24 protein-coding genes and 1 pseudogene are annotated in these 25,609 nt (G+C 71.3%); 11 read left to right on the forward strand and 14 right to left on the reverse strand.

The genetic code is table 11. The features are described 5' to 3' along the window. From I847_RS27465 to I847_RS24185, 4 genes and pseudogenes are all read right to left on the reverse strand, one after another. A pseudogene (locus I847_RS27465) lies at window positions 1–204 on the reverse strand (hypothetical protein); the annotation flags it as partial. A 619-nt stretch (window positions 205–823) separates the two neighbouring features. Then, window positions 824–2,122, reverse strand: coding sequence for a threonine/serine exporter ThrE family protein (locus tag I847_RS24175; protein WP_051274979.1), 1,299 nt, complete (start codon window positions 2,120–2,122; stop codon window positions 824–826). A 119-nt stretch (window positions 2,123–2,241) separates the two neighbouring features. Next, entirely contained in the window at window positions 2,242–2,622 is a 381-nt protein-coding gene (locus I847_RS25835; protein WP_051274980.1) for an iron chaperone, read from the reverse strand. A gap of 11 nt (window positions 2,623–2,633) precedes the next feature. Then, window positions 2,634–3,038: a hypothetical protein gene (locus I847_RS24185; RefSeq protein WP_034610653.1), complete on the reverse strand. Its 405-nt coding sequence runs from the start codon at window positions 3,036–3,038 to the stop codon at window positions 2,634–2,636. A gap of 140 nt (window positions 3,039–3,178) precedes the next feature. On the opposite strand from I847_RS24185, the gene I847_RS0115895 reads away from it, so the two are divergent. Next, window positions 3,179–3,454 (forward strand): adhesin, encoded by a 276-nt coding sequence (locus tag I847_RS0115895; RefSeq protein ID WP_028050479.1) that lies wholly within the window; start codon window positions 3,179–3,181, stop codon window positions 3,452–3,454. A gap of 164 nt (window positions 3,455–3,618) precedes the next feature. Here I847_RS0115895 and I847_RS0115900 read toward each other — a convergent pair whose 3' ends face one another. Both I847_RS0115900 and I847_RS0115905 read right to left on the reverse strand, forming a co-directional pair. Then, window positions 3,619–4,239: an FMN reductase gene (locus I847_RS0115900; protein ID WP_028050480.1), complete on the reverse strand. Its 621-nt coding sequence runs from the start codon at window positions 4,237–4,239 to the stop codon at window positions 3,619–3,621. Window positions 4,240–4,270: 31 nt separating this feature from the next. Continuing rightward, entirely contained in the window at window positions 4,271–5,425 is a 1,155-nt protein-coding gene (locus I847_RS0115905; protein WP_028050481.1) for an LLM class flavin-dependent oxidoreductase, read from the reverse strand. A gap of 152 nt (window positions 5,426–5,577) precedes the next feature. Here I847_RS0115905 and I847_RS24190 point away from each other — a divergent pair, with 152 nt between their 5' ends. The 4 genes from I847_RS24190 to I847_RS0115925 all read left to right on the forward strand — a co-directional run bounded on the left by I847_RS24190 (window position 5,578) and on the right by I847_RS0115925 (window position 10,998). Further along, entirely contained in the window at window positions 5,578–6,648 is a 1,071-nt protein-coding gene (locus I847_RS24190; RefSeq protein WP_034610656.1) for a response regulator, read from the forward strand. Beyond that, window positions 6,645–7,601 (forward strand): ATP-grasp domain-containing protein, encoded by a 957-nt coding sequence (locus tag I847_RS0115915; RefSeq protein ID WP_028050482.1) that lies wholly within the window; start codon window positions 6,645–6,647, stop codon window positions 7,599–7,601. The genes I847_RS24190 and I847_RS0115915 overlap by 4 nt, the downstream gene beginning before the upstream one ends. Beyond that, window positions 7,598–9,457, forward strand: a complete 1,860-nt coding sequence (locus I847_RS0115920; protein WP_081681039.1) for a cell wall metabolism sensor histidine kinase WalK — start codon at window positions 7,598–7,600, stop codon at window positions 9,455–9,457. Before I847_RS0115915 ends, I847_RS0115920 begins: the two co-directional genes overlap by 4 nt. 137 nt (window positions 9,458–9,594) lie before the next feature. Then, window positions 9,595–10,998, forward strand: a complete 1,404-nt coding sequence (locus tag I847_RS0115925) for an FAD-binding oxidoreductase (protein WP_028050484.1) — start codon at window positions 9,595–9,597, stop codon at window positions 10,996–10,998. 14 nt (window positions 10,999–11,012) lie between these two features. Here the strand turns inward: I847_RS0115925 and I847_RS0115930 are convergent, their stop codons facing one another. From I847_RS0115930 to I847_RS25840, 4 genes are all read right to left on the reverse strand, one after another. After that, complete coding sequence (locus I847_RS0115930; protein WP_028050485.1) at window positions 11,013–11,237, reverse strand: hypothetical protein; 225 nt, start codon at window positions 11,235–11,237, stop codon at window positions 11,013–11,015. Continuing rightward, window positions 11,218–11,946: a signal peptidase I gene (locus I847_RS24195; RefSeq protein ID WP_231384247.1), complete on the reverse strand. Its 729-nt coding sequence runs from the start codon at window positions 11,944–11,946 to the stop codon at window positions 11,218–11,220. Before I847_RS24195 ends, I847_RS0115930 begins: the two co-directional genes overlap by 20 nt. Before the next feature lie 7 nt (window positions 11,947–11,953). Then, window positions 11,954–12,616, reverse strand: a complete 663-nt coding sequence (locus tag I847_RS0115940) for a hypothetical protein (protein WP_034610659.1) — start codon at window positions 12,614–12,616, stop codon at window positions 11,954–11,956. Between the two features lie 80 nt (window positions 12,617–12,696). Beyond that, window positions 12,697–14,835, reverse strand: coding sequence for a bifunctional diguanylate cyclase/phosphodiesterase (locus I847_RS25840; RefSeq protein WP_231384248.1), 2,139 nt, complete (start codon window positions 14,833–14,835; stop codon window positions 12,697–12,699). Between the two features lie 170 nt (window positions 14,836–15,005). Between I847_RS25840 and msrB the strand changes: the two genes are divergently transcribed. The 3 genes from msrB to I847_RS0115960 all read left to right on the forward strand — a co-directional run bounded on the left by msrB (window position 15,006) and on the right by I847_RS0115960 (window position 16,921). Next, window positions 15,006–15,407 (forward strand): peptide-methionine (R)-S-oxide reductase MsrB, encoded by a 402-nt coding sequence (gene msrB / locus I847_RS0115950; protein ID WP_028050487.1) that lies wholly within the window; start codon window positions 15,006–15,008, stop codon window positions 15,405–15,407. Window positions 15,408–15,539: 132 nt separating this feature from the next. Then, a complete protein-coding gene (locus tag I847_RS0115955; RefSeq protein WP_028050488.1) occupies window positions 15,540–16,322 on the forward strand; it encodes a nuclease-related domain-containing protein in 783 nt (260 codons plus the stop codon). 146 nt (window positions 16,323–16,468) lie between these two features. Further along, a complete protein-coding gene (locus I847_RS0115960; protein WP_028050489.1) occupies window positions 16,469–16,921 on the forward strand; it encodes a MarR family winged helix-turn-helix transcriptional regulator in 453 nt (150 codons plus the stop codon). Between the two features lie 78 nt (window positions 16,922–16,999). On the opposite strand, the gene I847_RS24205 is transcribed toward I847_RS0115960, so the two are convergent. Further along, window positions 17,000–18,478 (reverse strand): sugar porter family MFS transporter, encoded by a 1,479-nt coding sequence (locus I847_RS24205; protein ID WP_034610667.1) that lies wholly within the window; start codon window positions 18,476–18,478, stop codon window positions 17,000–17,002. A gap of 213 nt (window positions 18,479–18,691) precedes the next feature. Between I847_RS24205 and I847_RS0115970 the strand changes: the two genes are divergently transcribed. The 3 genes from I847_RS0115970 (at window position 18,692) to I847_RS0115980 (ending at window position 21,292) form a co-directional block, all read left to right on the forward strand. Further along, the gene (locus I847_RS0115970; RefSeq protein WP_028050490.1) at window positions 18,692–19,291 is read left to right on the forward strand and encodes a hypothetical protein; all 600 of its coding nucleotides are present in this window, start codon (window positions 18,692–18,694) and stop codon (window positions 19,289–19,291) included. 364 nt (window positions 19,292–19,655) lie between these two features. Further along, entirely contained in the window at window positions 19,656–20,276 is a 621-nt protein-coding gene (locus tag I847_RS0115975; protein ID WP_028050491.1) for a DUF47 domain-containing protein, read from the forward strand. A 5-nt stretch (window positions 20,277–20,281) separates the two neighbouring features. Further along, entirely contained in the window at window positions 20,282–21,292 is a 1,011-nt protein-coding gene (locus I847_RS0115980) for an inorganic phosphate transporter (RefSeq protein WP_028050492.1), read from the forward strand. 25 nt (window positions 21,293–21,317) lie between these two features. On the opposite strand, the gene I847_RS0115985 is transcribed toward I847_RS0115980, so the two are convergent. From I847_RS0115985 to mshD, 3 genes are read right to left on the reverse strand one after another with little or no spacing between them, the layout of a single operon-like run. Then, window positions 21,318–22,301 (reverse strand): NUDIX hydrolase, encoded by a 984-nt coding sequence (locus I847_RS0115985; protein WP_028050493.1) that lies wholly within the window; start codon window positions 22,299–22,301, stop codon window positions 21,318–21,320. Then, window positions 22,298–24,544, reverse strand: a complete 2,247-nt coding sequence (locus I847_RS0115990; protein WP_028050494.1) for an RNA degradosome polyphosphate kinase — start codon at window positions 24,542–24,544, stop codon at window positions 22,298–22,300. The genes I847_RS0115985 and I847_RS0115990 overlap by 4 nt, the downstream gene beginning before the upstream one ends. Beyond that, the gene (gene mshD / locus I847_RS0115995; protein ID WP_028050495.1) at window positions 24,541–25,509 is read right to left on the reverse strand and encodes a mycothiol synthase; all 969 of its coding nucleotides are present in this window, start codon (window positions 25,507–25,509) and stop codon (window positions 24,541–24,543) included. Before mshD ends, I847_RS0115990 begins: the two co-directional genes overlap by 4 nt. Between the last annotated feature and the right edge of the window lie 100 nt (window positions 25,510–25,609).

Genomic DNA, 25,609 nt, shown 5'->3' on the forward strand with positions numbered 1-25,609 from the left:
GAACTCCGGCGGCTGCGTACCGGGCACCGGGAACTTCGGCGGCTCCGTACCGGCCACCGGGAACTCCGGCAGCACCACATCGGCCACCGGGAACTTCGGCGGCTGCGTACCGGCCACCGGGGGCTGGGCCGGCCCCGGTGGGGTCGCCGTGGGCGTCGCCGTGGGCGGGGGCGTGGGCGGGGTCGCGGCGCGGTGCAGGCGCACCTCGGTCGGACGGGAGGCTCGACGCGGTCGCGGCGCGCAGTGTGCGCGACGTGGGGCACGGCGTCGTGTCGCGTTCTCGTCGTCCATCGTCGCCACCCCCTCTTGTCCTGGCCGAGCCGGTCCGTTCGAACAAGTGTACGATCGAGCACCGACACGCCACCGTCCACCGGCACGGTCTGTGGACAACCCAGGGGCGGAGAACGGCGAGATGGTCCGCGAGATCGACTGGTCGAAGTGGCAACGGACGCCACGGGGCTGGGTCCGGGTGCCGCCGGCAGGCTGCCCTGCCGGGCATCGGTGGACGACGAACGGTCCGGGGAGGCCGTCGGAGCGGTTCGTGACGTGCGGGTGCACCGTGGACAGGCACCACACGCTCTGGGTGTGCCCGACCTGCGGCATGCACTGCGCCGAGGGGTGCACCGACACGGACCAGTGGGCAGGGACGACGGTGTCGTCGGGGATCGTCGGCACGCGACGAGGGAAGGTCTGAAGAAGCGGGTGCCAACAGGACCCGCGAAACGCGTCGGTGCGGACAGAGGCGCCGAACAGCGCCGCCGAACAGCGCGGCCGAACAGCGCCCGCGAACAGCGCGGCACGGGGCCCGTGCGAAGAGCGAGCGTCAGGTCGCGGGCGTCACGGCGCGGACGACGGCCCGGGTGACCCGGCGGGCGTCGCGGGTCAGCGCGGTGCCGACGATGACGCCGAGTGCGATGGAGAACAGGGCGAGGCTGGTGTCGATGACGTCGGCGACACCCGTTGGGGCGCCCGTCGCCAGCTCGGACACGCCGCGGAAGCCGAGGGCGCCCGGAAGCAGGAGCCAGAACGCGGGCAGCATCGTCACGATGGCGGGCGGACCGCTGCGGGCACGTTGGATGGTCTGCGAGACGGGCACGAGCACGAGACCGCCGACGAAGCCGGAGAGCTGCGGCGACAGCAGGACCAGGCCGATGCCCTGTGCGGCGAAGGCGGCGAACAACGCGAGGAGCAGCCACCAGAACGACCCCCGAGGCGGCGAGGAGAAGTAGCGGTGCCCGACGGCGACGAACAGCACGCCGACCCACGCAGCCCACCACCCGAGCAGGGGCGACGAGGCCTGCGTGGAGAAGGGTCCGGCGACGGTGACGGCGGCGACGACGCCGAACGCGAGCAGCAGCAGCTGGGCGATCCCGTAGACCAACCGTGATGCGCCGGCGATGACCTGGTTGCTGGTGAGCTCCATGGCCGCGACGGTCAGCACGGCACCGGGCAGGAAGCTGACGAGCGGCGGCGCGAGGAGCCGGACAGGGTCGATGTCGAGCGCAGGGGCGACGACGGTGATCGTCGCGAGGGTGACCAGGAAGGCGGCGACCACGGGCAGGGCGGTCGAGAGGGTGGGCCAGCGGTCGGCGAGCAGGCGTAGGAGACCTACGGCGGCGCCCATGACGACGTAGACCGGCAGGGCGCTCACGGTCGGGTAGATGATCAGCCCGAACCCGACCGTCAGCAGAGCGTGTCCGAGCACGACCGCGAGCGGTCCGTAGTGCGGTGGCATCGCGAGGATCTGGCGCAGCCGGACGCGCGACGAGGCCAGGTCGGCGGTCCCGGTCGACAGGTCACGGACGAGCCTGTCGACGGCGCCGATCTGGTGCAAGGGGAGGGTCGTCTCGGTGTTCGGCCCGGTGAAGTCGCTCTCGGGCCCCTCGGCCGTCTCGACGTGGATGAACACCCCGGTCGGCAGGACGAGCGTGCGGACCTTGTCGGCGCCGTACGCCTCTGCGACGTCGCCGATCTGCTGCTCCGTCTCCATGACGGACTGTCCCGACGAGAGCAGCGCCGCGCCGAGCTCGCGCAGCAGGGGCACGAGGTCCGCGGGCACGGTCGGCAGTGCGCCGGGTTCCTCGATGACTCCAGGCGCTGGTGGTTCGGTCAGGACGCGCATCGCCCGTCGGAAGCGCCTGCCCAGGCGTACGGCGTGGGGCTCCGACGACGAGGACGAAGCAGGGGACGAACCAGAGGACGAAGAAGGCGGAGCGGAAGGCGGGCGTGCCCACGGTTCGCTCATCGTGCGTCGAGACGCGCGTCGACCTCGGCCATCCGCAGACCGGCGATCCTGCGGACCGTCTCCTCGCTCAACGGCGCGTCGGCGGCGAAGTGCACGGTCGCACCGGAGAGCCGCCCGTCGGGCAGCGAACCAGCGAGCGACCGTGCCAGGGGCGGGCTCATCAGGTGCAGGCTGCAGTGCGTCTTCGCGATGGACAGGGCGACGAGCCCGGTCCCGCGGTAGGTGATCGTCGGCACCTGGTAGGAGATGATCTGCCCGGCACCGGGTACCGCGGCGACCAGCCGGTCCCGGACCACCCGGAGCGCGGCGCCCTGCGCCTCGGGGACGGCCGCGAGGTACTCCTCGACGGTCGTCGCCGGAAAGCCCTCACGTGGCATCGCGCCACCTCCTACGGGCGATCGTACGGATCGTCGGCGCGCAGCGACACGAACTCGTCGGTGCCCAGGAGTCGCAGCGCAGCACGCGTCCACGCGGGCACCAGCCGTGCGCCCTCGGGCCCACGCAACCGCACGGGATCGGACAGCACGAGGACCGTGCGGCGCCGGACGAGCCGAGCGGGGAGGCCGGCCTCGATGTTGCGCAGCCACTGCACACGTGGCCCGTAGGTCAGGGCGATGGTGACGCGGTCAGATCCCGGCGACGGGAACGCCATGACCGGCGTGCGGAACCGACGGCCGCTGGTGCGTCCGACGTGGTGCAGCGTCGCGAAGGGCGGCACGTCGTCGGACAGCAGGCCGAGGACCGGGTTGCTCACCCGTCGGTTCACGCGCGTGACCCACAGCGGCAGCGGCATGGTGCGGAGGCTAGGGCCGATCGAGGCGTCCCGCGACCGTTGGACACAGGCCGTCTCGCTCAGCGGGAACCGAGTTGCCGTCGTCGCGACACCGTGATGACGGTGGAGGTGCAAGGTTCCACAACTGGAAGGAGAGCCTCGTGCTCACCCTGACCGACAGCGCACGCACCGCAGTCCACACGCTCACGAGCAAGGCAGGGCTTCCCGACGAGACGGGCGGCCTGCGGATCGCGCAGCAGGAGACGGGAGCGTTCGAGCTTGCGCTCGTGCCCGAGCCGTTCCCGGGTGATGATGTGGTGACGGACGGGACGAGTCGTGTGTACGTGGACCCGGAGGCGTCCGTGACGTTGGCTGACCAGCGCCTCGACGTCGAGCCGGCATCGACGGGCACGGCGTTCACGCTCGGACCGCAGTAGCACCAGCACCCGACGGAGGACCACCAGGGCGCGGCCCCGAAGCGCCTGTGCACGGCCGGGGCACGACCGGCCCGGGTGCACGGGCAGGAAACGACGAGGGCGGGAAGCCACGGCTTCCCGCCCTCGTTGCGCGTCCGGTCAGATAGCCCGGCGAGGCTTCTCGGTCACGCGCCGCCGAGCAGCTGGTCGAACGACGGCACCGCGTCGTAGAGGCCGACGGGCGCGGACGGCTCCCGGTCGGCGACCATCTCGGCCAGCTCGCGACCGGCGCGACGGATCCGTGCGGGCAGCGGGTTCACGTCGTCGCCGCCGCTGTCGGCCCAGTCGTCGGTGGCCGCGAACACGGCCGTGCCGGCCACGTCGGCGCGCAGGTAGGCGAACAGCGGGCGCAGTGCGTACTCCAGCGCGAGCGAGTGTCGCCCGGTCCCACCGGTCGCGCCGACGAGCACGGGCCGGCCGACGAGCGCGTCCTTGTCGAGGATGTCGACGAACGACTTGAACAAGCCGGAGTAGGAGGCCGAGAAGATCGGTGTGACGGCGATGACCCCGTCGGCGGCGGTGACCTTCTCGATCACCGACGCCAGCGTGCCGGACGCGAAGCCCGTGAGCGTCATGTTGACGACCTCGTGGGCGACGTCGCGGAGCTCGACGGTCTCGACGTGCGCGGTGATGCCGCGGGCAGCGAGCTCGGAGGCGGTGGCGTCGGCGAGGCGGTCGGCCAGCAGACGCGACGACGAGGGCTGGGACAGCCCCGCCGAGATGACGACGATCGAGCGGTCGCTCATCGCACGTCCTTTCCTGATGCTGAAGAGAGAGTCATGACTGCAGGGAGTCCTCGGCCCGGAGGCCGGTGAAGGTGTCCTCGGCAACCGCCTGCTCGTGCACGCTACCCGCTGCGCGGGCGGCAGCCACACGGTCGGCATGGGACGGAGGGTTCGCCGGCACGTGCGCGGGACGGGCCGACTCGGCCTCGGCGCGCAGCACGGGCACGACCTCGGTCGCCAGGATGTCGATCTGCTCCAGCACGGTCTTCAGCGGGAGGCCCGCGTGGTCCATGAGGAACATCTGACGCTGGTAGTGACCGACCTGGTCGCGGAACGTCCCGTACCGGTCGATGACCTCCTGCGGGCTGCCCACGGTCAGCGGGGTGTCGCGCGTGAAGTCCTCGAGCGTCGGTCCGTGCCCGTACACGGGCGCGTTGTCGAAGTACGGCCGGAACTCCCGTACGGCGTCCTGCGAACGAGCGCGCATGAACACCTGCCCGCCCAGGCCGACGATCGCCTGGTCGGCCTGGCCGTGCCCGTAGTGCTCGAAGCGCTGGCGGTAGAAGCCCACCATCTGGGCCGCGTGCGACAGCGGCCAGAAGATCGCGTTGTGCAGGAAGCCGTCCCCGTAGAACGCTGCCTGCTCGGCGATCTCGGGACTGCGGATCGAGCCGTGCCAGACGAAGGGCGGGACACCGTCCAAGGGCCGGGGCGTCGAGGTGAAGCCCTGCAGAGGGCCGCGGAACTTGCCGGACCAGTCGACGACGTCCTCTTCCCAGAGGCGGCGCAGCAGCGCGTAGTGCTCGATGGCCAGCGGGATGCCCTGGCGGATGTCCTGACCGAACCACGGGTACACGGGACCGGTGTTGCCGCGGCCCATCATGAGGTCCATCCGGCCGTCGGAGATGACCTGGAGCATCGCGTACTCCTCGGCCAGCCGGACCGGGTCGTTGGTCGTGATGAGCGTCGTCGCCGTCGACAGGATGATGTTCTTCGTCGTGCCCGCCAGGTAGCCGAGCATGGTGGTGGGCGACGAGGGGACGAACGGCGGGTTGTGGTGCTCGCCCGTCGCGAAGACGTCCAGGCCCGCGGCGTCCGCGTGCTGGGCGATGGTGAGCATGTTGCGCACCCGCTCCGTGTCGTCCGGCGTCCGGCCGGTCGTCGGATCGGTCGTGACGTCGCCGACGGTGAAGATCCCGAACTGCATCTCGCGCCTCACAGGTCTTTCCAAGGTTCATGCGTTTGCATGTACATGCCGCTCCAACCTGGCCGGCACCGCGCCTATTCCCCGGACGGGTGGCGGCGGACCCGGACCTATACCGTGGGCATCGACCAACCGGTGACGGAGGGCAGCGCAGCGTGGCAGACGAGCAGATCAGGGTCCTCGTCGTCGAGGACGACGTCGACACCGCGCAGTACGTGCGCACCGTGCTCGAGCGCCGCGGGGGCATGGCCGTCACGGTCGCCCACGAGCCGATGTCGGCCCTCGCCGAGGTGGCGCGCGCGCAGTTCGACGTGGTTCTCACCGACATCCAGATGCCGGGCATGACCGGGCTGGAGCTGCTCGACGAGCTGCGGTCGCGCGCCGCCGGCACCCCGGTCGCGGTCATGACGGCGTTCGCCAGCGTCGACTACGCGGTCGACGCCTTGCGCCGCGACGCCGACGACTTCCTGGTCAAGCCCGTGGCCGCCGCCATGCTGCTCGAGCGGATCACGGCGCTCGCGATGCAGGGGCGTGAGAAGCGCGCCACGCAGGAGCCGCGCGACGTGGTTCTCGCCGTCGGTGCGCACCTGGACGACGTCGAGATCGGCGTCGGCGCCACGCTCGCCTCGCACCGCGCGGCAGGCGACACGGTCGTCATCCTGACCCTGTCGAGCGGCGCTCTCGATGGTGACGTGCAGTCTCGTCGGCACGAGGCCCTCGCCTCCGCCGCGGTCATCGGCGCCCGCCTCTACCTGCACGACTTCGAGGAAACCCGCCTGGACCCGGCCAACGGGCTCATCGCGACGATCGAGGAGACCATCCGCGCGGAGCAGCCGACCATCGTCTACACGCACAGCGAGCACGACCGGCACCAGGACCACAGGGCGGTGCGACGCGCCGTCGAGGTGGCTGCCCGCCGCGTCCCGTCGCTCGCGTGCTTCCAGAGCCCGTCGTCGACCGTCGACTTCCGGCCATCGCGGTTCGTGCCCGTCGACGGGTTCGTCGAGACCAAGCTGCGGATGCTGGCGGCGTTCACGTCGCAGACCCAGCGCGACTACATGGACCCAGAGGTCGTCCGGGCCACAGCCCGGTACTGGTCGCGGTTCGGCACGGGCTCGTTCGCCGAGCCCCTGGAGACGATCCGCGCGGCAGGGATGCTGCACGGCGGCGCCGGCCTCGCCGCCTCGACCGAGGAGCGGTCCGAGGAGCACGAGGTGAGCGGATGAGGGTCCTGGTGACCGGCGCCGGTGGGCCGGCGGGCGCCGCGGTCGTCCGCTCGTTGCTGCGCCGTGGCGACGTCGAGGTGTTCGGGGCCGACACGGACCGCTGGGCCGGCGGGCTGTACCTGGTGGACGCGCCGCACCGACGGCTGGTGCCGGCGGGCCAGGCTGCCGACTTCGTGCCCGCCGTCCGGCAGATCGTCTCCGACGACGCGATCGACGTGGTCTTCCCCACGGTCGACGTCGAGCTCCCGCTGCTCGCCGCGGTCCGCGACGAGCTCGGGGCGGTCCTCGCGTCCCCGTCCTTGCGCACCGTCGAGACCTGCCTCGACGCGCTGACCCTCGCGCGGACCTGCGCGCGCACCGTCCGTGTGCCGCGCACCGAGCTGCTGGGCACCGTGCAGGCGACGAGTGGCTGGGACTTCCCGGTCGTCGTCAAGGCGCGCCGCGCTGGGGGCTCACGAGGCGTGCAGACCGTGCACAGCCAGGCCGAGCTCGATGCTGTGCACGACGAGGAGGACCTGGTCGTCCAGGAGCTTCTCCCCGGCGACGAGTTCTCCGTCGACGTCCTGGCGGACCTCGAAGGACACGTGGTCGCGGCCGTCCCGCGCGCCCGCCTGCGAGTCGACCACGGCGTCGCCGTCGCGGGGGTGACCGTGCACGACGACGCCCTCGTCGAGGCGGCGTCCCGGGTGGCGCGGGCGGTCGGGCTCACCACGGTCGCCAGCGTTCGTCTCAGGTACGACGGGTCGGGAGTGCCGGCGCTCCTCGAGGTGAACCCGCGATTCCCGGCCGGCATGCCCTTGACCGTCGCTTCCGGCGTCGACATGCCGTCGTTGACCCTCGACGTGGTGCTCGGGCGACCGGTCCCGTCGTGCGTCGACTTCGCGGAGCTCGCCGCCGTCCGGTACCTCGAGGACGTGTTTCTCCCCGTCGACGAGGTGATGGAGCCCCGATGAGCGAACAGACCCTCGCGGAGCCCGCGGCCGAGCCGCCGTGGGACGGCGTCGAGCGGCGGTTCAGCAAGGACCGGCGCATGGGGACCGCGCGCGCCGGTACGGGCCGCCGGTCCACGGACCTCGGGAACAAGTCCCCCTGGGTGCAGACCGTCCACCGTCTGCTCGGGCCTGATGCGTCCGCCCTGGAACGGCAGCTGCCCTTCCTGGTCCTGTACCTCGTGGCGATGCTGATCGTCCTCACGCCCTGGATCGACGTCCCGCACCCCGGCTACCTGGTGGTGGCGGGGGTCCTCGTCATCGCCCAGGCGCTCGCGGCTCGGTTGCTGCCCTGGGGTCGCTGGCCCGAGGGTGTGCAGGACATCCTGCCGATGGTCCTCATCGCGGCGGTGGGCGTGGTGCGCACGGGCACCGGCGTGTCCGGACCGCTGTTCACGACCATCGTGTTCCTCCCGGTGATCAACCTGGCCGCCCAGCGGGGACGCCGTGGCGTGGTGCTGGGAACCGTGGGTGTGGCCGCCGTCGTGTTCGCGCCGACGATCCTCGACTCCTCGGTGCACGTCACCGCGGACGTGGTCGTGCGCAGCCTGTACCTGTCGCTCGTCACGCTCGTCGTCGCCGTGACGGTGCACGAGATCACCGACCGCCTGCGCGCCCGGACGATCGCCCTGGAACGCCTCCAGAAGCAGCAGGCCGACCTCCTGGAGCGCGCGCGTCTCGATGCCGTCGAGCTCGGGCGGGTGGCCGACGCCCGTCGTGCGACCCGCAACCAGCTGATCTCGGTGATCGACTCGGCCACCGAGCAGGCGATCATCGCGACCGACGCGGAGGGCGTCATCGAGGTGTTCAACCCCGGAGCCGAGCGGCTGCTCGGGTACTCGCAGGGCGAGGTCGTCGGGCGGTTGCGCCTGCCCGCGTTCCACGTGCAGGCGGAGCTCGACGAGCGGAGTCGCGAGCTGGTCGACGGCGACGGCGACGGCGGCCGGACCCTGTACGACACGCTCTTCGCCGCCGCGCTGGCCGGGCGTCCTGAGGTGCGCGACTGGACGTACGTGCGCCGGGACGGGACGACGCTCACGGTGCGGCTCGCCGTGACGCGTCGTGAAGAGGTCGACGGCTTCATCGCCGGCTACGTGGTGGTCGCCACCGACGTGACCGCGGAGCGCGAGGCGGCACGCCTGCAGGACGAGTTCGTCAGCCTCGTCAGCCACGAGCTCCGCACGCCGTTGACGTCGGTCCTCGGCTACCTCGAGCTGCTGACCGACGGCACGGACCCGCTCACCGACGAGCAGCGCGAGTACCTGACGGTCATCGACCGCAACGCCCGTCGCCAGCTCCGGCTCGTCGGCGACCTGCTGCTCAGCGCGCAGGTGGACGCGGGGCGGTTCGCCATCTCCACGCAGCAAGTCGACCTCGCGGACGTCGTCCGCGCGTCTGTCGCCTCGGCCGTACCCGCGGCGGAGGGGGCCCGGGTCGCGATCGATGCCGCGGTCGAGCCGTCGGTCGTGGACGCCGACCCCGTGCGGCTGGCTCAGGCCCTGGACAACCTGGTCTCGAACGCGATCAAGTTCACGCCGGCCGGTGGCGCGGTGCGGGTGTCGGTGGAGCCGACGGTCGGCGGGGCGAGGCTCGCCGTCGCGGACAGCGGGATCGGCATCCCGCCCGACGAGCTGGAGTCGCTCACCACCCGGTTCTTCCGGGCGTCGACAGCCACGCGCCGGGCGATCCCCGGCATCGGACTGGGTCTGTCCATCACGAAGGCCGTGGTCGATGCTCACGGCGGCACGCTGTCGATCTCGAGCGTCGTGGGAGAGGGCACCTCGTTCACGATCGACCTGCCAGCGACTCCACCGGCGTAGGTACCCCTCGGTAACTTCGGACATCTCCGGATGTATCAGGCGGCCCGAGACGTCCCCTTCTTGCCCGTGCGCCGAAGCGGCGCCGACACGAAGGTGCGCGGGAGCCGCCCGCGCCGGACACCCGAAGGACAGAACGCATGACCATCCTTAGCTCGCCGGTGGGCTCGGACTACCGCCCCTCCCCGGCCGCGGCCCTCGTGGCGCTCCGCGACGCCGGGCTCCCGGTGCACCTGCCCGGCACCGACTCGTACGCGGCTCTCACCCGGACCAGCAACCTCGTCAAGGCGATCGCGCCGGCTGGCGTCGTGGCCGTGCGGAACGCGCAGGACGTGAGCCGCGTGCTGCGGTCCGCCGCGGCGACGGGTGTGCAGGTCGCCGTCCAGGGGACCGGGCACGGCGCCACCGAGACGATGCAGGACGCGATCCTCGTCAGCACCGTCGCGCTCGACGAGGTCTCGGTGCACGCCGACGAGCGCTGGGCGCGCGTCGGCGCCGGTGTGAAGTGGGAGGCCGTGCTCGCCGCGTGCGCACCGTACGGACTCGCCGGCCTGGCCGGGTCCTCACCCGACGTCGGTGTGGTCGGCTACCTCACGGGTGGCGGGCTCGGCCCGGTGGCCCGGACGTTCGGACTCGCGTCCGACCTGGTCCGCGCGTTCGACGTGGTCACCGGTGACGGCGTGGTCCGCCGCGCGAGCGCGACCGAGAACGCCGACCTCTTCTGGGGGCTGCGAGGCGGCAAGGGAACGCTGGGGATCGTCACGGCGGTCGAGATCGACCTGGTCGAGCAGCCGTCCCTGTACGCAGGCGCCCTCTGGTTCGACGCCGCCGCCGCGCCCGCCGTGATCCGCACGTGGAGCCTGTGGTCGTCGCTGCTCCCCGAGCTGGGCACCACGTCGTTCGCCCTGATGCGCCTGCCGGACCTGCCGACGTTCCCGGAGCCGCTGCGCGGTCGCACGTCCGTGTCCGTGCGGTTCGCCTGGACGGGGGACCCGTCCGAGGGTGCCGAGATGATCCAGGTGCTGCGAGCGGTCGCCAGGCCGCTGATCGACACCGTGCGGGTCATGCCGTACTCCGAGCTCGGCGACGTGCACACCGACCCGATCGACCCGATGCCGCTGCACGAGGAGCACAGCCTGCTGTCCTCCTTCGGCCCGGACGGCGCCGAGCGTCTGCTGGAGCTCGTCGGCCCGGACACGGCGACCGCCCTCGCGATGGTCGAGGTCCGTCAGCTGGGTGGGAAGGTGCGCGACGACCGTGGTCTGCCCAGTGCGTTCGCGTTCCGGGACGCCGCGTTCTCGGTCTTCTCGCTCGGTGTCCTCATCCCGGAGATCGCGCAGTCGGTGGTCAGCGACAGCGCGCGCCTGCACGACGGCTTGTCCGAGTGGGCGCTCGACGGCGGGCTGCCCAACTTCACCGACACCGCCGGGCCGGCCTGGGCGGCTCGCGTGTTCACGCCCGAGGTCGCGCGACGACTGCAGACTCTGTCGCTCGTCTACGACCCGGACCGTGTGCTGCTCGCGGCGCGCGCACTCCGGTCGTAGGAGAGACGGCGCGGTCAGGGGGTCGGCGGGTCGGGAACCGGGGGCGCCGGGACCGGTGCGGCAGGCACCGCGAACGTCACGCCCATCTGCTTCACGTCGGAGAACCGTGCCGTCGTCGACGCGACGAGCGGCCCGACGAGCGCGGCGACGCCGATCGCGATCACGAGCGCGAGGCGGGCCAGCGAGCCGCGGTCCGCAGAGAGGAAGCGGCGCTGGGCCTCATTCGAGGAGGAGCTCATCCACCCTCCTGTCGCCGGCGTTCTCGACGCGGCGACCGCGGCCGGAGCGACCGCGATCATGGACGGCGAGCAGCTCGAGGATAGCGAGCGCGAGCAGCGGAGGCACGAGCATCACGGCGCGTCCGACGCTCGAACCGGCCCAGTCCAGCACCCAGCCCCACCCGGCGTGGACGGCGAGGACGACCCCGCGCACGCGTTCCACCGGGGTCGCGTTGACGTCGGGGTAGGGGTTCGCGTCGCCCTTGGTGATGACGTACGAGCGCAGCTTGGGTGTGCCGTCGGCCTTGAGCCTCGGCACGGGTCGGCCGGTCGCGGGGTCGGGCGTCGTCTCGGGGAGCTTCTCCAGGGCGACGATCCGGTGGGTGACGAGCTGCTGGGTGCCGACGGGCCAGAACGAGATGATCTGGTTGACCTTGAGCTCCGAGTCGTCGGTGATCGCGCGCAGCACGACGGCGTCGCCCGCATCGAACTTCGGCGACATCGACCCCGACGTGACTACCAGCAGCCGCTGGTCGTGCACCTGGAACCAGAGGGGCACGGCGAGCGACACGGCGTAGGCGAGACCGCACACCGCCACGACCATCCACAGGACGACGGACACGGCCTTGCGCCAGAGGGGCAGCCGCGGGCGTGCGGCCGACCGGCCGGGGGGCCGAGGAGCCCGCCGGTCGGCCAGCGGAGCGTCACGGCTCCCGCTCGTGGGGGACATCGACGGGTCAGGGGTTGTTGAGCGTCTGCTCGGCGTTGAAGACGAGGTTCAGGGTGACGGACGCGTTCTGGTACTGGTTACCGGCCTCGAACGGGAAGTCCACCCGGGCGCACAGGCTCTCGGTCGTGTTGCCGCCGGCGAGCTCCCGGTCGCCGTCCTGCGCCCCACCCGCGGGCTTCCCGACCAGGGCCTCGGGGACGGTGGGCCAGTTGTTGACCGGGTCACCGAAGTTGTTGATCGTCTCTGCGGCGTCGGTCCCCGCCTGGTTGCACGACCCCGCTGCGAGGTCGTACAGGCGCAGCTCCAGGACGTTGCTCAGGTCAGCCGTCCCGGTGCTGCCGCTGCCGAAGTAGGAGATCGAGTACCGCAGCTGGAGCGAGCCCGTGTTCGACACGGTCATCGGGACGAAGGTCGAGGAACCGGGCGCGAGGTTCTGCGGCGTGAACGCGAACGGCGTCGGTCCGCCGAGGACGAGGTTCACGTTGCCGCTCTTGATCGCCGCGGACGTCGAGTCGTCGTCCGTGAAGATCGCCGAGGTGGTCAGAGTGGTCGCACCGACAGCCGCCAGCGCGACGATGATCACCGTGGTCCAGAGGCGACGGCGCCGTGCCGCGTCCCGGGGGACCGGCGGCGGGTTGATCATCTCGTGGAGCAGGTCGTCGTCCATCATCGGGTGCACCCTCCAGAGGGCCTAGGCCGAAATCATCTCATCGGCATCCTGCGGCCGATCTTGAGGGCAAAACCGAATTATCACTCGATCGTGCTGTCCGGACGGGGCGGACGCGGTGGGCGGGCGTGTCGGACGGGCCCGGGACGGACGTCCTGGACGACCGAGACCGCCCCGGCCCGGCTGCTGCGCCCACGCCGGGGGCGAGGAACGGCGCCGACCAGCGGCAGGTCGCCGGCCGGCACTGCCTGCGAGTAGAGGAATCCCTGCGCCTGGTCGACACCGAGGCGCAGGAGGATGTCCGCGGTGCTCGCGTCCTCGACGCCCTCGGCGACCACCTGGAGGTCGAACGAGTGGGCGAGGTCGACCATCGCCTGCACGAGCGTGTCGGAGCCTTCCCGGCCGCCCGCGCCGAGGTCCGAGACGAAGAGCCGGTCGATCTTCAGCTCGTCGACGGGCAGGTCACGCAGCTGCGAGATCGACGTGTTGCCGATGCCGAAGTCGTCGATGGCCACCCGGATGCCGAGGGCGCTGAGCCGTTCCAGCACGGGGACGACGCGCGACGGGTCCGCCACCAGGGCGGTCTCGGTGATCTCGACCTCGAGCAGGTCGGCGGGCACCGCGTGCTCCTCGAGCAGCTGCTCGATCAGGTCGACGACCGCCGAGGTGGTGACGTCGTGCGCCGAGAGGTTGACCGCGACGGGCGTCGCGCGGCCCTCGGACCGCCACTCCGCCAGCTGCGTGATGCACTCCGTGAGGACGTACCGCGTCACGTCGTGGATGAGGCCGGACTGCTCGGCGAGCGGGATGAAGACCGTGGGTGGAAGCAGGCCTCGGGTCGGGTGCACCCAGCGCACCAGCGCCTCGAGACCGATCGTGGCACCCGACGACAGCTCGATCTTCGGCTGGTAGTGCATGCGCAGCTCGCGCGGCTCGCCCTCGGCCGGGGTCAGCGCGCGGTGCAGGTCGCCGAGCAGCACGAGACGAGCGGGGGAGGAGTCGTCCTCGTCCGAGGAGTACACCGAGACGCCGGTTCGGTGGTGCTTGGCCGCGTACATCGCGACGTCCGCGGTCCGCATGAGCGACGACGGGTCGTCGGCGTGGTCGGGCAGGCACGCGACGCCGACGGACGTGTCCACGTGCAGCGGCAGCTCGCCCAGCATGAACGGCGGCACGAACAGCCCGCGCACCCGCCGGGCCAGGCGTTCGGCGTTGGCCACCGAGCGGACGTCGGGCAGGAGGATCGCGAACTCGTCGCCACCGAGGCGGGCGACGATGTCGTCGTCGCGCAGCGCCCCGCGCAGACGTTCGGCCACCTGCTCGAGCAGCTCGTCACCGCGGTCGTGCCCGAGCGAGTCGTTGATGTCCTTGAACCGGTCGATGTCCAGCAGCATGAGCCCGACCCGGCTGCCGTTCTCCTGCGCCTCGCTGATCGTGCGCCGCATCCGCTCCGCGAGCATGCGCCGGTTCGGCAGGCCGGTGAGGGAGTCGAGCAGCGCGAGCCGCGCGTTGTCGAGAGCACTCGCCTGCAGGCGTCGCGACGTGGTGAACACCGTGCGGAACAGCAGGATCCAGAGCAGCACCAGCCCCAGCACGACGACGATCGACACCGTCCGGACGGCGTCGGTGAGCGCCTGGGTGGACTCCGTGTGGTCCAGCATGACCTCGGCCGCGCCGACGACCTCTCCCGGGGCCGGCATGGGCGAGAGGGTGGAGTCCCGGGTCCTGGTGTCCTCGACGGGGACCGGGACGTAGACGTCCAGGACGTCCCGCTGCGTGTTGTGGTCCGAGTCGGGGCCCGCACCGCGGACGTCCGTGACGATGCGGGCGTCGGACTCGCCGGTCGCCATGACCGTGTCGAGCCGGTCGCCGGCCGGGAAGGCGGTAGTGGTGCGGGTGGCCGAGCTGTACATCAGCGAGCCGTCCTGCGCCCAGAGCCGCACCTCGATCAGGTTGTCGGCGAACCCGGCGGTTGCCAACCGGACCGCCGCGGCCTCCTCCGGTGAGAGCACGTCCGGGAGGACGAACGAGTCGGTGGGGACGGAGGCGGTGGCGTAGGTCTGGACGGACTCGGCCCTGCGGATCCCGTCGCGCACCGCCTGTTGCCCCATGACGGTCCACGTGACCCACACCAGGGCGAATCCCAGCACGACCATGGCCACGATGCTGACGACCGCAAAATAGCGGGTCAGGGACCAGCGGCGGCGGGTGGCTCCGGGCACAGGGCGTCCTCCAGGGGCGAGCGCAGTGCTGTGCCCGCATGGGCGAGAGTATGCGGATCGGCGGACAAATCACGAGAATGCAGGTCACGGCCCTGTTCCGGCGCGTCGGGAACTCCTGCCCGGGGTCGGTGGTTGCACAGGACGCCGACAGATTCAGGAGGGTGTGTCCGATGACGTACGAGGTCAACAAGACCGAGGAGCAGTGGGCTCTGGAGCTCGAGCCCCAGGAGTTCGCGGTCCTGCGCAAGGCGGGGACCGAGCGGGCGTGGACCGGGCCGCTGCTGGACGAGAAGCGCGAGGGTGTCTACCGGTGCCGGGCGTGCAGCAACGAGCTGTTCCGGTCCGACACCAAGTTCGACTCCCACTGTGGCTGGCCCAGCTTCTTCTCGCCCCTCGCGGGCGACCGGGTCGAGCTCATCAGCGATCGCTCGCTGGGCATGGTGCGCACCGAGGTCCGGTGCGCGCGGTGCGGGTCGCACCTGGGGCACGTTTTCGACGATGCCCCGCAGACGCCGACGGGTGACCGGTTCTGCATGAACTCGGTGAGTCTGACGTTCGAGCCGAGCGAGTAGCCCGACCGTGTGGAGGTCCGGGCGCGTGCGCACGGGTGTGGTCGCGGCGCGTCGCAGCGACACCCCGTCGCGCGTGCGTCCGGATGGTCGACACGACTGAAGTTCGACGCCCGCCGTGCCGATAATGGCCGTGTGGAAGATGTCCTGACCGTGCGGCGATGGCGGCGCTATGGCGCCGACCGTCTCTTCGTCACGCAGGAGACCGGGCGGAGGGTCGGCTCGGTCGACCTGCAGTCCGGCGAGGTCGTGGCCGACGACCCGTTCCTCGAGAACGGTGTGCGTCGTGCGGTGCAGGCCTACCTGCGCGCCGACGTCACGGAGCTGGCGCTGCCGGTGGCCACTCCCGGCATCGGTGCCCTGGACGCGGCGGACGACGCCGCGTTGCAGGCCTGGTTGGGTGGCGACGACTGGGACACCATCGACCTGGCGGGTATCCGCGCCGAGCGCGGCAGCTCCGTGCGGACGCGGCTCGAGCGTCTCGTCGACGAGGGATGGCAGGTCATCCACGACGTGCCGCTGGGCCGGCAGGGGACGCTCGTCGAGCACCTGCTGTTCGGTCCGGGCGGGGCCTTCACCGTGGCGGAGCGCCGCCACCCCGGCCAGAAGGTCGTCGTCGAGGGGCGCAGCATCGAGGTGGACGGTCGCTCGATGGCCTATCTGCGTGACGCCAAGCTGGAGGCCGGCCGGGTCCGTGGGCTGCTGCTCGCCGCAGGTTGCGCCGACATCTTCGTCCGCGGCGTGGTGGTCGTGCACGGCGAGCTGGAGGTCCGTTCCAGCCCCGTCGAGTGCGAGACGGTCGTGATGTCGCGGCAGGACGTGCAGGGGGCCTTCCGACGGATGCCCGAGCGGCTCGACATGCACCGGGTCGCGGCGATCGCCCACGTCGCCCGGCAGCGCGCCACCTGGTCGCGCTGAGCTCAGCCCGGCTCTTTCGCTCTGCCGTCGGTCTCGCTGCTTGGACTAGGTGCTAGCACCCAGCGGAGCCGCTGAACTGGCAGGACGTCGGTCTTGCACCCGTGGCGGCTGGTCCTTTTGTGTGCCCGGTCCGCGAGGATGGGGCCGTGGTCGACGAACAGTTCCGGCAGCTCGAGCGCGAGATGGGCCTCCTGCTGCGACGCGCCCAGGCGTCGTCGGCCGCGATCTCGCGGCTGGTGCACCCGGACCTCGAACCGGCGGCCTACTCGCTGCTCGCGATGATCGCCACGACGCCGGGAGTCCGGGCCAGCGATCTCGCCGCCAACATCGGCGTGGGCCGCGGCACCATGTCGCGCCAGCTCGCTCGGCTCGGCGACCTCGGACTGGTGTCCCGCCGTCCGGACCCGGACGACTACCGCGGTCAGCTGCTCGACCTGACGGACGTGGGCCGGGAGCGTTTCGAGACCGCGCAGGTGGCTCGTCGCGCCTTCTTCCGCAAGGCGCTCGCGGAGTGGACCGACGACGACATCGGTTCGTTCGCCGCCCAGATCGCCCGCCTGAACGCGGACCTCGCCGCCGCCCGCGAGCCGAAGGGCTGAAGCGTCCCGAACGGCGCGGTGGGGGAGACACCGGCCCACCGCGCCGTTCTGGACCGCCGCACGGCGGACTGCACCCCGTCAGGTGGATGCGGCCGTGCCTCGTCGGGAGCGGTCGACCGTGACCCCTTCCATGTCCTCCAGCTCCACGCCCTTGGTCTCGGGCACCTTCCAGAGCGTGAAGAGGAACGACAGTGCAGCGAATATCGCATACATCAGGTAGGGGATCGAGGCTCCGAAGTGGTCGAGAAGGGGTGGGAACGTCACCGTGATCGCGAAGTTGGCGATCCACTGAGCGGCGGCGGCCACGCCGAGGGCTGCTGCACGGATGCGGTTGGGGAACATCTCGCCCAGGAGGACCCAGACGAGCGGTCCCCACGTCGCGCCGAAGAAGACGACGAACAGGTTGGCGGCGACGAGGGCGATGACGCCCCACGGCTCGGCGAGCGTGACGTCCTTGCCGGTCCCGGTGGACTGCGTGAACGCCAGGGACATCACCCCGAGCGTCAGGGCCATGCCGATGGATCCCGTGAGCAGCAGCGGACGACGGCCGACCTTGTCGATGAGCGCGATGGCGATGAACGTCACGAGCACGTTGGTGATGGAGGTGAACGTCGAGACCTGGAACGACTGGCTCTCCTCGAAACCGACGGCCTGCCACAGCGTGGTCGAGTAGTAGAAGATCACGTTGATGCCGACGAACTGCTGGAACACCGACAGCAGGATGCCGACCCAGACCACGGGCAGCAGTCCGAACCGCGGTCCGCGCAGGCTCGCCTGAGCCTCGAGCTTCTTGTCCGTGGCGATCGTGTGCTCGATCTGGACCACGTGGTCCTCGACGTCGACGCCCTCTCCGAGGGTGCTCGCCAGGACGTCCTTGGCCTCCTCCCGGCGGCCCGTCGCGATGAGGTAGCGCGGCGACTCGGGGATCCGTAGCGCGAGGAAGCCGTAGACGGCTGCGGGGATGGCCGCGACCATGAACATCCAGCGCCACGCCGGGAGGCCCAGCCAGAGGGTCTCGGACGCACCGCCGGCGGCACCCTGCAGCAGCTGGTCGGAGAGCAGCGCCGCGAAGATGCCGAGCGTGATCGCGAGCTGCTGGAGCGAGCCGAGGCGACCGCGCATCGCCGCGGGTGCGATCTCCGCGATGTAGGCCGGTGCGATGACGGACGCGATGCCGATGCCGATGCCGGCGAGCACGCGCCAGAGGATCAGGTCCCAGACGCCGACCGCGAGGCCGGACAGGATCGAGGAGACGAAGAACAGGATCGCGCCGACCAGCATGACGCGCGTCCGGCCGAACTTGTCGGCGAGCTTGCCGCCCAGCCAGGCGCCGAACGCACAGCCCAGGAGGGCGACCGCGACGACGAATCCGGTGAGCGACGAGCCGATGTCGAAGTCCTCCTGAATGGCGTCGACAGCCCCGTTGATCACCGAGCTGTCGAAGCCGAACAAGAAGCCGCCGACCGCGGCTGCCACGGCGAGTCCGATCGCCTTGTTCTTGTAGGGGTTCGGTTGGGCCTCTGGTCCGCCGGTCGGTGGCGTCGACGCGTGCGTCATCGTTCCTGACCTCCTTGTCGCCGGGGAGCGCCCCCAGCCCTGGAACCCACCTTGGACCTGCTGTGGGCCGCCCGCACGTCGTCGCACGATGCCGGCCGAGAGAACGGTCCGCGCGCCCGCCGACCGAGCGACGTGCTGGCTGTGCGGTCGATCGCGGTGCAAGATCGTGCGATGGACGCGACATCCGGTGCACGGCGCCCTCGTCGGCCCGCGATGATGGACCCCGCGGCTGCCGACGAGCTGCCTGGCGGGTACGACCCCGCGGTGCGCAACGACGCTGCCCACACGACGGCAGGGGCGCTCGTGCACCACGGGCGCGCGAACGCCGATCCCGAGGTCGTCGCGCGGCTGGTCTCGCTGGTGGAGACCGAGGGGCTCGACGTCGTTGCCGGGCTCTGGTCCGACAGCCCCGCCGACACGCTGCCCGGAGCGCTGTGGCGGCTGTACGTCCTGCGCGAGTGGGTGCGACGCGACCCGGAGACGATCGCGGACCGCTACCGGCTGGGCGTCGCGGCGGCGCCGGTGCACGACGCCGTGGCCGGGGTTGCCGACGCGCCCGGGCCGGCGGACGTCCGGGCGGTCGCCGACGCGGTCCTCTCAGGGGTCTATTCGGGTGATCTCGCAGTGGCGCTCGAACGCGCGGCGGCGTTCTGCCAGGTCCTCGCGACGGGTGCCGCGTTCGACGCGGACCACCTCGACGTGCTCGATCCGGCCGGTGCTGTCCGGCTGACCCGCGGTGCGGCGTCGCTGGTCCGGACCGCCGAGGAGCTCGGTCGGGCGGCGGTGCTGTGGCGCGCGGACCGGCTCGAGTAGCAGCGTTCCTGCACGTGACAGACCTGTTTCGCGCCGGGTACCGGTCGATGATTCCGCTGCGCGCGAAGCCTGGAGACTTCGGTCAACGGGAGGTCCGGGACTAGAATGGTGCTCGACGTCGGGTCGCGGTAGCCCCGGGCTCCATCTCAAGCCGCTTCGAGCGGCCCCGCGCCGAGAGGCGCTCCGCGGCCCGGCGTCATCATCAGCCTCGTCGAGTCGTGCGGCCACGTCGCCCGGAAGACTGACTCGCAGATGGCGTCGGCCTGTCACCATGTGTCCATGCGCTCGTCGTCGTGCGTTAGGCATTCCCCCGACCGTGACCTAGCCTGATCCCCGTCCTCCTCCCCCCTCGACGGAGTCTGCTGTGCGCCTGCGCCTCACACCGCGCGACACCACGTTCTTCGACCTCTTCGCCGCACAGGCGAAGCACCTCGTCACCGGCGCCAACCTGCTGGGCGAGATGCTCGGTGCCGAGCGAGCAGGTCGCAAGGAGATCGGCAAGCGGATCGCCGACGCGGAGCACGACGCCGACGAGGCGACGCACCTGATCATGCGACGGCTGAACTCGACGTTCGTCACCCCGTTCGACCGCGACGACATCTACATGCTCGCCTCGAGCCTCGACGACTGCATGGACTTCATGGAGGAAGCGGCCGACCTGATCGTCCTCTACAAGATCGAGGACCTGCCGCCCCGCGTCTCCGACCAGGTGCAGGTGCTGCAGCGCGCGGCGGAGCTGACGGCCGAGGCCATGCCACGGCTGCGCTCGATGGACTCGCTGTCCGAGTACTGGGTCGAGGTCAACCGCCTCGAGAACCAGGCCGACAAGATCCACCGCAAGCTGCTGGCCCAGATGTTCGACGAGATCACCGACCCGATCCTGCTGATGAAGCTCAAGGAGATCGTCGAGCGGCTCGAGGACGCGGCCGACGCGTTCGAGAAGGTGGCCAACACCGTCGAGACCATCGCGCTCAAGGAGTCCTGAGCGGGGTGGAGGTCGCGCTCGTCATCCTCGTCGTCGCGTTCGCGCTCGGCTTCGACTACACCAACGGGTTCCACGACGCGGCCAACGCGATCGCGACCTCGGTCTCCACCCGGGCGCTGACCCCACGCGTCGCGCTCCTGATGGCGGCGTTCTTCAACCTGCTCGGCGCGCTGCTCGGCACGAACGTCGCGACGACGATCGCCGAGGACATCATCAGCATCACCGATGTCAGCTCGCAGGAGGGGCTGATCATCGTGTTCTCCGCCCTCGTCGGCGCGATCACGTGGAACCTCATCACCTGGCGCCTCGGTCTGCCGTCGTCGTCGACGCACGCGATCATCGGCGCCCTGACCGGGGTCGGCATCGCGGCGAGCGTGACCGTGCACTGGGAGCAGATCTGGGACAAGGTCGTCCTGCCGATGGTGTTCTCCCCGGTGATCGGCTTCCTGGGCGCCTTCGCGCTGATGGTCGTGGTGCTGTGGATCGTGCGGAACAGGGCCCCCGCACGCACCCAGCGCCGGTTCCGGATCGCCCAGACGGCCTCGGCCGCCGCGATGGCGCTCGGCCACGGTCTGCAGGACGCGCAGAAGACGATGGGCATCATCGTCCTGGCGCTCGTCGCGGGCGGATTCCACACGGGCAGCTCGATCCCGTTGTGGGTCAAGCTCTCCTCGGCCCTGGCCATCTCGCTGGGCACCTACTCAGGTGGTTCGCGCATCATGCGCACCCTCGGTCGCAAGATCATCGAGCTCGACCCCGCGCGCGGCTTCGTGGCCGAGTCGGTGGCGTCGCTGGTCCTCTACGGCAGCGCGTACTGGTTCCACGCGCCCGTCTCGACGACGCACACGATCACCTCGGCGATCATGGGCGTCGGAGCGACGAAGCGCCTCTCCGCGGTCCGCTGGGGAGTCGCCAAGAACATCGCCTACGCGTGGGTGCTGACGATCCCCGCGGCCGCCCTCGTCGCCGCGATCGTCTACTGGATCCTCAACCCGATCCTCAGCCACTTCGTCTAGGCCGGCGCGGCCGCTCGTGGTCGGGTCAGGCCTCGTGCGGTCGGTGCGTCTCGGTCGCGACCACGCGCGGACCCTTGTGCGTCTGCGCGACGTGCGCGACGAGCACCTGGGCAGGGTGCAGGAACGGGTCCTCGTTCGGCAGCTTGTCGGCGATCTGCCGGCCGGCGTGCTGTGCCAGGACGTCCACGACGGTCGGCAGCACCGGTCGGTGGGTGCACAGGACCACGTCGACGTGCGACTCGAGGAGGGCCCGGACCTCGGCGGCGACCCGTGCCGGCGACGAGCTGTGCTGCGTCTCGGTGAGGATCGTGGACACCTCCGGCACCACCTGCGCGGCCTCCGCATAGGGTGCGACGCTGCCGAGGCAGCGCGCCCACGCGCTCGTCACCACCCGACCGACGCCGAACGTCGACAGGATCGGGACGAGCGCCTTGGCCTGCCGGAGGCCGTCGCTGGTGAGCGGACGGTCCAGCTCGGTGCCCTTCCAGTCCGCCCGCCGACGGGCCGTGCCGTGCCGGGCGACGACGAGCGCACGGGTGTCGAGCCGCTCCCGGGCGTAGGCGTCGACGAGCTCGTCGAGCGGCAGCTGGTCGTCGGGCCGGGTCAGGCGCTTGAAGGCGACGTCCGCGTCGAACCAGCGCATCTGGTCGATCTCCTTGGGGGAGACGGGCGGAGCCGGCGGGCGTGCGCGCAGGGAGGCCGCGTCGGGCCGACCGGCCACCTGGGCCGCCCAGTAGTGCACGCGCTTGCGGCGTCCGTCGGACAGGCCGTACTCCAGGCCGGGCAGCGGGATGCCGAGGACCACGTCGTGGCCGGTCTCCTCGGCGACCTCACGGGTCGCCGCGCCCAGGATCGTCTCGCCCGGGTCGACCTTGCCCTTCGGCCAGGACCAGTCGCCGTACCGCGGCCGGTGCACCAGGGCGACCTGGAGCTTCTCCTGGCGAACCCGCCACACGATCGCACCGGCTGCCTCGACGATCGTCGGCGCCTGAGCCTGCGCCGCACTCACCGGCCAGTGCCGGGCCGGCGACGCTGCCGGTTGATGAGCGCCGCCTGAAGGTCGACGAGGGGGCCGTCCGGGCCGACGTGATGGCGCGACCACCTGCCGTCGGAGTCCAGGTGCCACGACGAGGTGCCGTCGTCCATCGACTCGTCGAGCAGCTCGAGGAGCTCGCCGACCTGCTCGGCGTCGGCGATCCGGACCAGGGCCTCGACGCGACGGTCGAGGTTGCGGTGCATGAGGTCCGACGAGCCGATGTAGACCTCCGGGCCCTCGAACGTGGCGTCCTCGGCCTTGGCCGAGGACGCGAACGCGTAGATGCGGGAGTGCTCGAGGAAGCGACCGAGGATCGAGCGGACGCGGATGGTCTCCGACAGGCCCGGGACCCCCGGACGCAGGGCGCAGATGCCGCGGATCACGAGGTCGACCGGCACACCCGCCTGCGAGGCCCGGTAGAGGGCGTCGATCGTGGCCTCGTCGACCATCGAGTTGACCTTGATCTTGATCCACGCGGGCAGGCCGGCGCGTGCGGCGGCTGCCTCGCGGTCGATCCGCTCGATCAGGCCGTTCCGCACCGAGCGGGGCGCGACGAGCAGCCGGTGGAACCGTGACTTCGGCGCGTACCCCGAGAGCTGGTTGAACAGCCGCGTCAGGTCCTGGCCGACCTCCAGGTCGCTCGTGAGCAGCCCGTGGTCGGTGTAGAGGCGCGCGGTCTTCGGGTTGTAGTTGCCCGTGCCGATGTGGCAGTAGCGACGCAGACCCTCACCCTCCTGGCGCACCACCAGCGACAGCTTGCAGTGGGTCTTGAGGCCGACGATGCCGTAGACGACGTGGACGCCGGCCTGCTCGAGCTTGCGGGCCCAGGAGATGTTGTTCTGCTCGTCGAAGCGCGCCTTGATCTCGACCAGCGCGAGGACCTGCTTACCGGCCTCTGCGGCGTCGATGAGGGCGTCGACGATCGGGGAGTCGCCCGAGGTCCGGTAGAGCGTCTGCTTGATCGCCAGCACCTGAGGATCGGCTGCGGCCTGCTGCAGGAACGTCTGGACCGACGTGCTGAACGAGTCGTACGGGTGGTGCAGCAGGATGTCGCGCTCGCGGATCTTGGCGAACATGTCCGCGGGGGTCGCGCTCTCCACCTCCGCCAGCTGGCGGGCGGTCGACGCCACGAAGCGCGGGTACTGCAACGAGGAACGGTCGAGGTCGGCGATGAGGTGCAGGCCGGTGTGGTCCAGGGGCGCGGGCAGCTCGTAGACCTCGTCCTCGTCGACCCCGAGCTCGCGGATGAGCAGGCTTCGGATGCGCGGGCTGATGCCGTCGGCGATCTCGAGTCGGACCGGCGGGCCGAAGCGGCGCCGCAGCAGCTCCTTCTCCATGGCCTTGAGGAGGTTCTCGGCGTCGTCCTCCTCCACCTCGACGTCCTCGTTGCGCGTGACCCGGAACGTGTGGTGCTCCTGGACCTCCATCCCGGGGAACAGCTGCTCGAGGTGCTCGGAGATGACGTCCTCGACCGGCACGAACGACATCGGACCGCGCTCGAGCGAGGCCGCCTGCACGTCCGGCGCGCTCGGGCGGCCGGAGGCGTCGACCGCGATGAACCGCGGCAGCAGCGGCGGCACCTTGACGCGCGCGAAGTGCTCCTTGCCGGTCGCGGGGTTGGAGACGACGACGGCCAGGTTCAGCGACAACCCGGAGATGTACGGGAACGGGTGCGCGGGGTCGACCGCCAAGGGGGTCAGCACCGGGAAGATCTGGCGGCGGAAGAACTTGCGCAGCCGGTCCTGCTCGGACTCGCCCAGCTCGTCCCAGCGCACCAGCGTGATGCCCTCGGTGGTCAGGGCGGGCTGCACCTGCTCCGCGAACACGGCAGCGTGCCGGGCCATGAGCCGGTGGGCCTCGTCGCTGATGGCCTCGAGGACCTGCCGGGGGGAGCCGCCGGACGCGGCGGTCACGGCGATGCCCGTGGCGATGCGGCGCTTGAGGCCCGCCACGCGGACCATGAAGAACTCGTCCAGGTTCGAGGCGAAGATCGCCAGGAAGCGCACCCGCTCGAGCAGGGGCAGGTCGGGGTCCTCGGCCAGCTCCAGCACGCGTCTGTTGAACGCCAGCCAGGACAGCTCGCGATCCAGGAACCGGTCCTCGGGGAGCGGTCGGAGCTCGCGCTCCGCGTCCAACAGCTCCAGGTCGTCGGCCGGACGGACGTGCTCGGCTATGTGGGCGGCGAGCGTGGGGTCGAGGGCGGTGAGGTCCGTCATGCGTCCATCGTGACATCCCGGGGTGAACTCTTGGTATCCGGGCCGAACATCACGTCCACAGCGGATCGGACGAAGCCCGCACGCTCGTACGTGTGCACCGCGACGGTGTTCTCCGCGCCTGTGTAGAGGATCGCCGTCGTCAGGCCCAGGCTGCGCAGGTGGTCGAGGCCCAGGGCGGTCAGCGCCCGGCCGAGACCGAGCCCCTGGGCGTCCGGGTCGACCCCCACGACGTAGATCTCCCCGACGCGGTCGGGGCCGTGCTCGCCCGCCCGGTGCACCTTGGTCCACACCGAGCCGAGCAGCATTCCTGCGCGCTCCGCGAGCAGGAAGCCGGCCGGATCGAACCAGTTCTCGGCCTCTCGCGCCCGCAGGTCCGCCGACGTCATGCGGCCCTGCTCCGGGTGGTACGCGAACGCGCGCGAGTTGACGCGGCGCCACGTGTCCTCGTCGGCACCTGGCTGGAAGGGGCGCACCGTGACGCCCGGCGGGAGCGCCGGCTCCTGCGACGGCCGTGCCGTCAGGTCGACCCGCATCTGCAGCAGCTCCCGGACCACGACCATCCCCGCCGCTCGCGCGAAGGCACGGGCGGCCGGCAGGTCGCCGTGCGCCCAGACGCGCAGCTCGCGATCGTCGACCAGCTCGGCCTCCGCCCGCGCCCGGCGGAGCATCGCGCGGGCGACCCCCCGCCGTCGGTGCGCCGGGTTGACGACGAGCTCTGCCTTGACGCTGGTCTGCGACCCGACGTCGAGCTGTGCGTAGCCGACGAGCCCGTCGTCGGCGACGGCCTGCAGGTGCACCGCGGGTGCCTCCCGCTCGGTGAGCCACAGGAGCGGCTGCTCGGAGAGGGGGGCGACGCCGTCGGCGGCGGCCGCTCGGTGCGCGAGGTCACGGACGGACTCGGCGGCCGACGTCGCGAGCGGACCGGCTGTCGCGGTGACGACGACCTGCGAGGAGATGTCGACCATGGGCACCATCCCACCACGAGGCGTTCCGGAGGGTGTCCAGCAGCGCGGGGCGTTCCGGTGAACGGCGCCGCTCCCGAGGCGAGCCCGCGACGAGCGGGTA

The sequence above is a fragment of the Cellulomonas sp. URHD0024 genome, from assembly GCF_000426185.1.
Classification (GTDB): Bacteria; Actinomycetota; Actinomycetes; order Actinomycetales; family Cellulomonadaceae; genus Cellulomonas.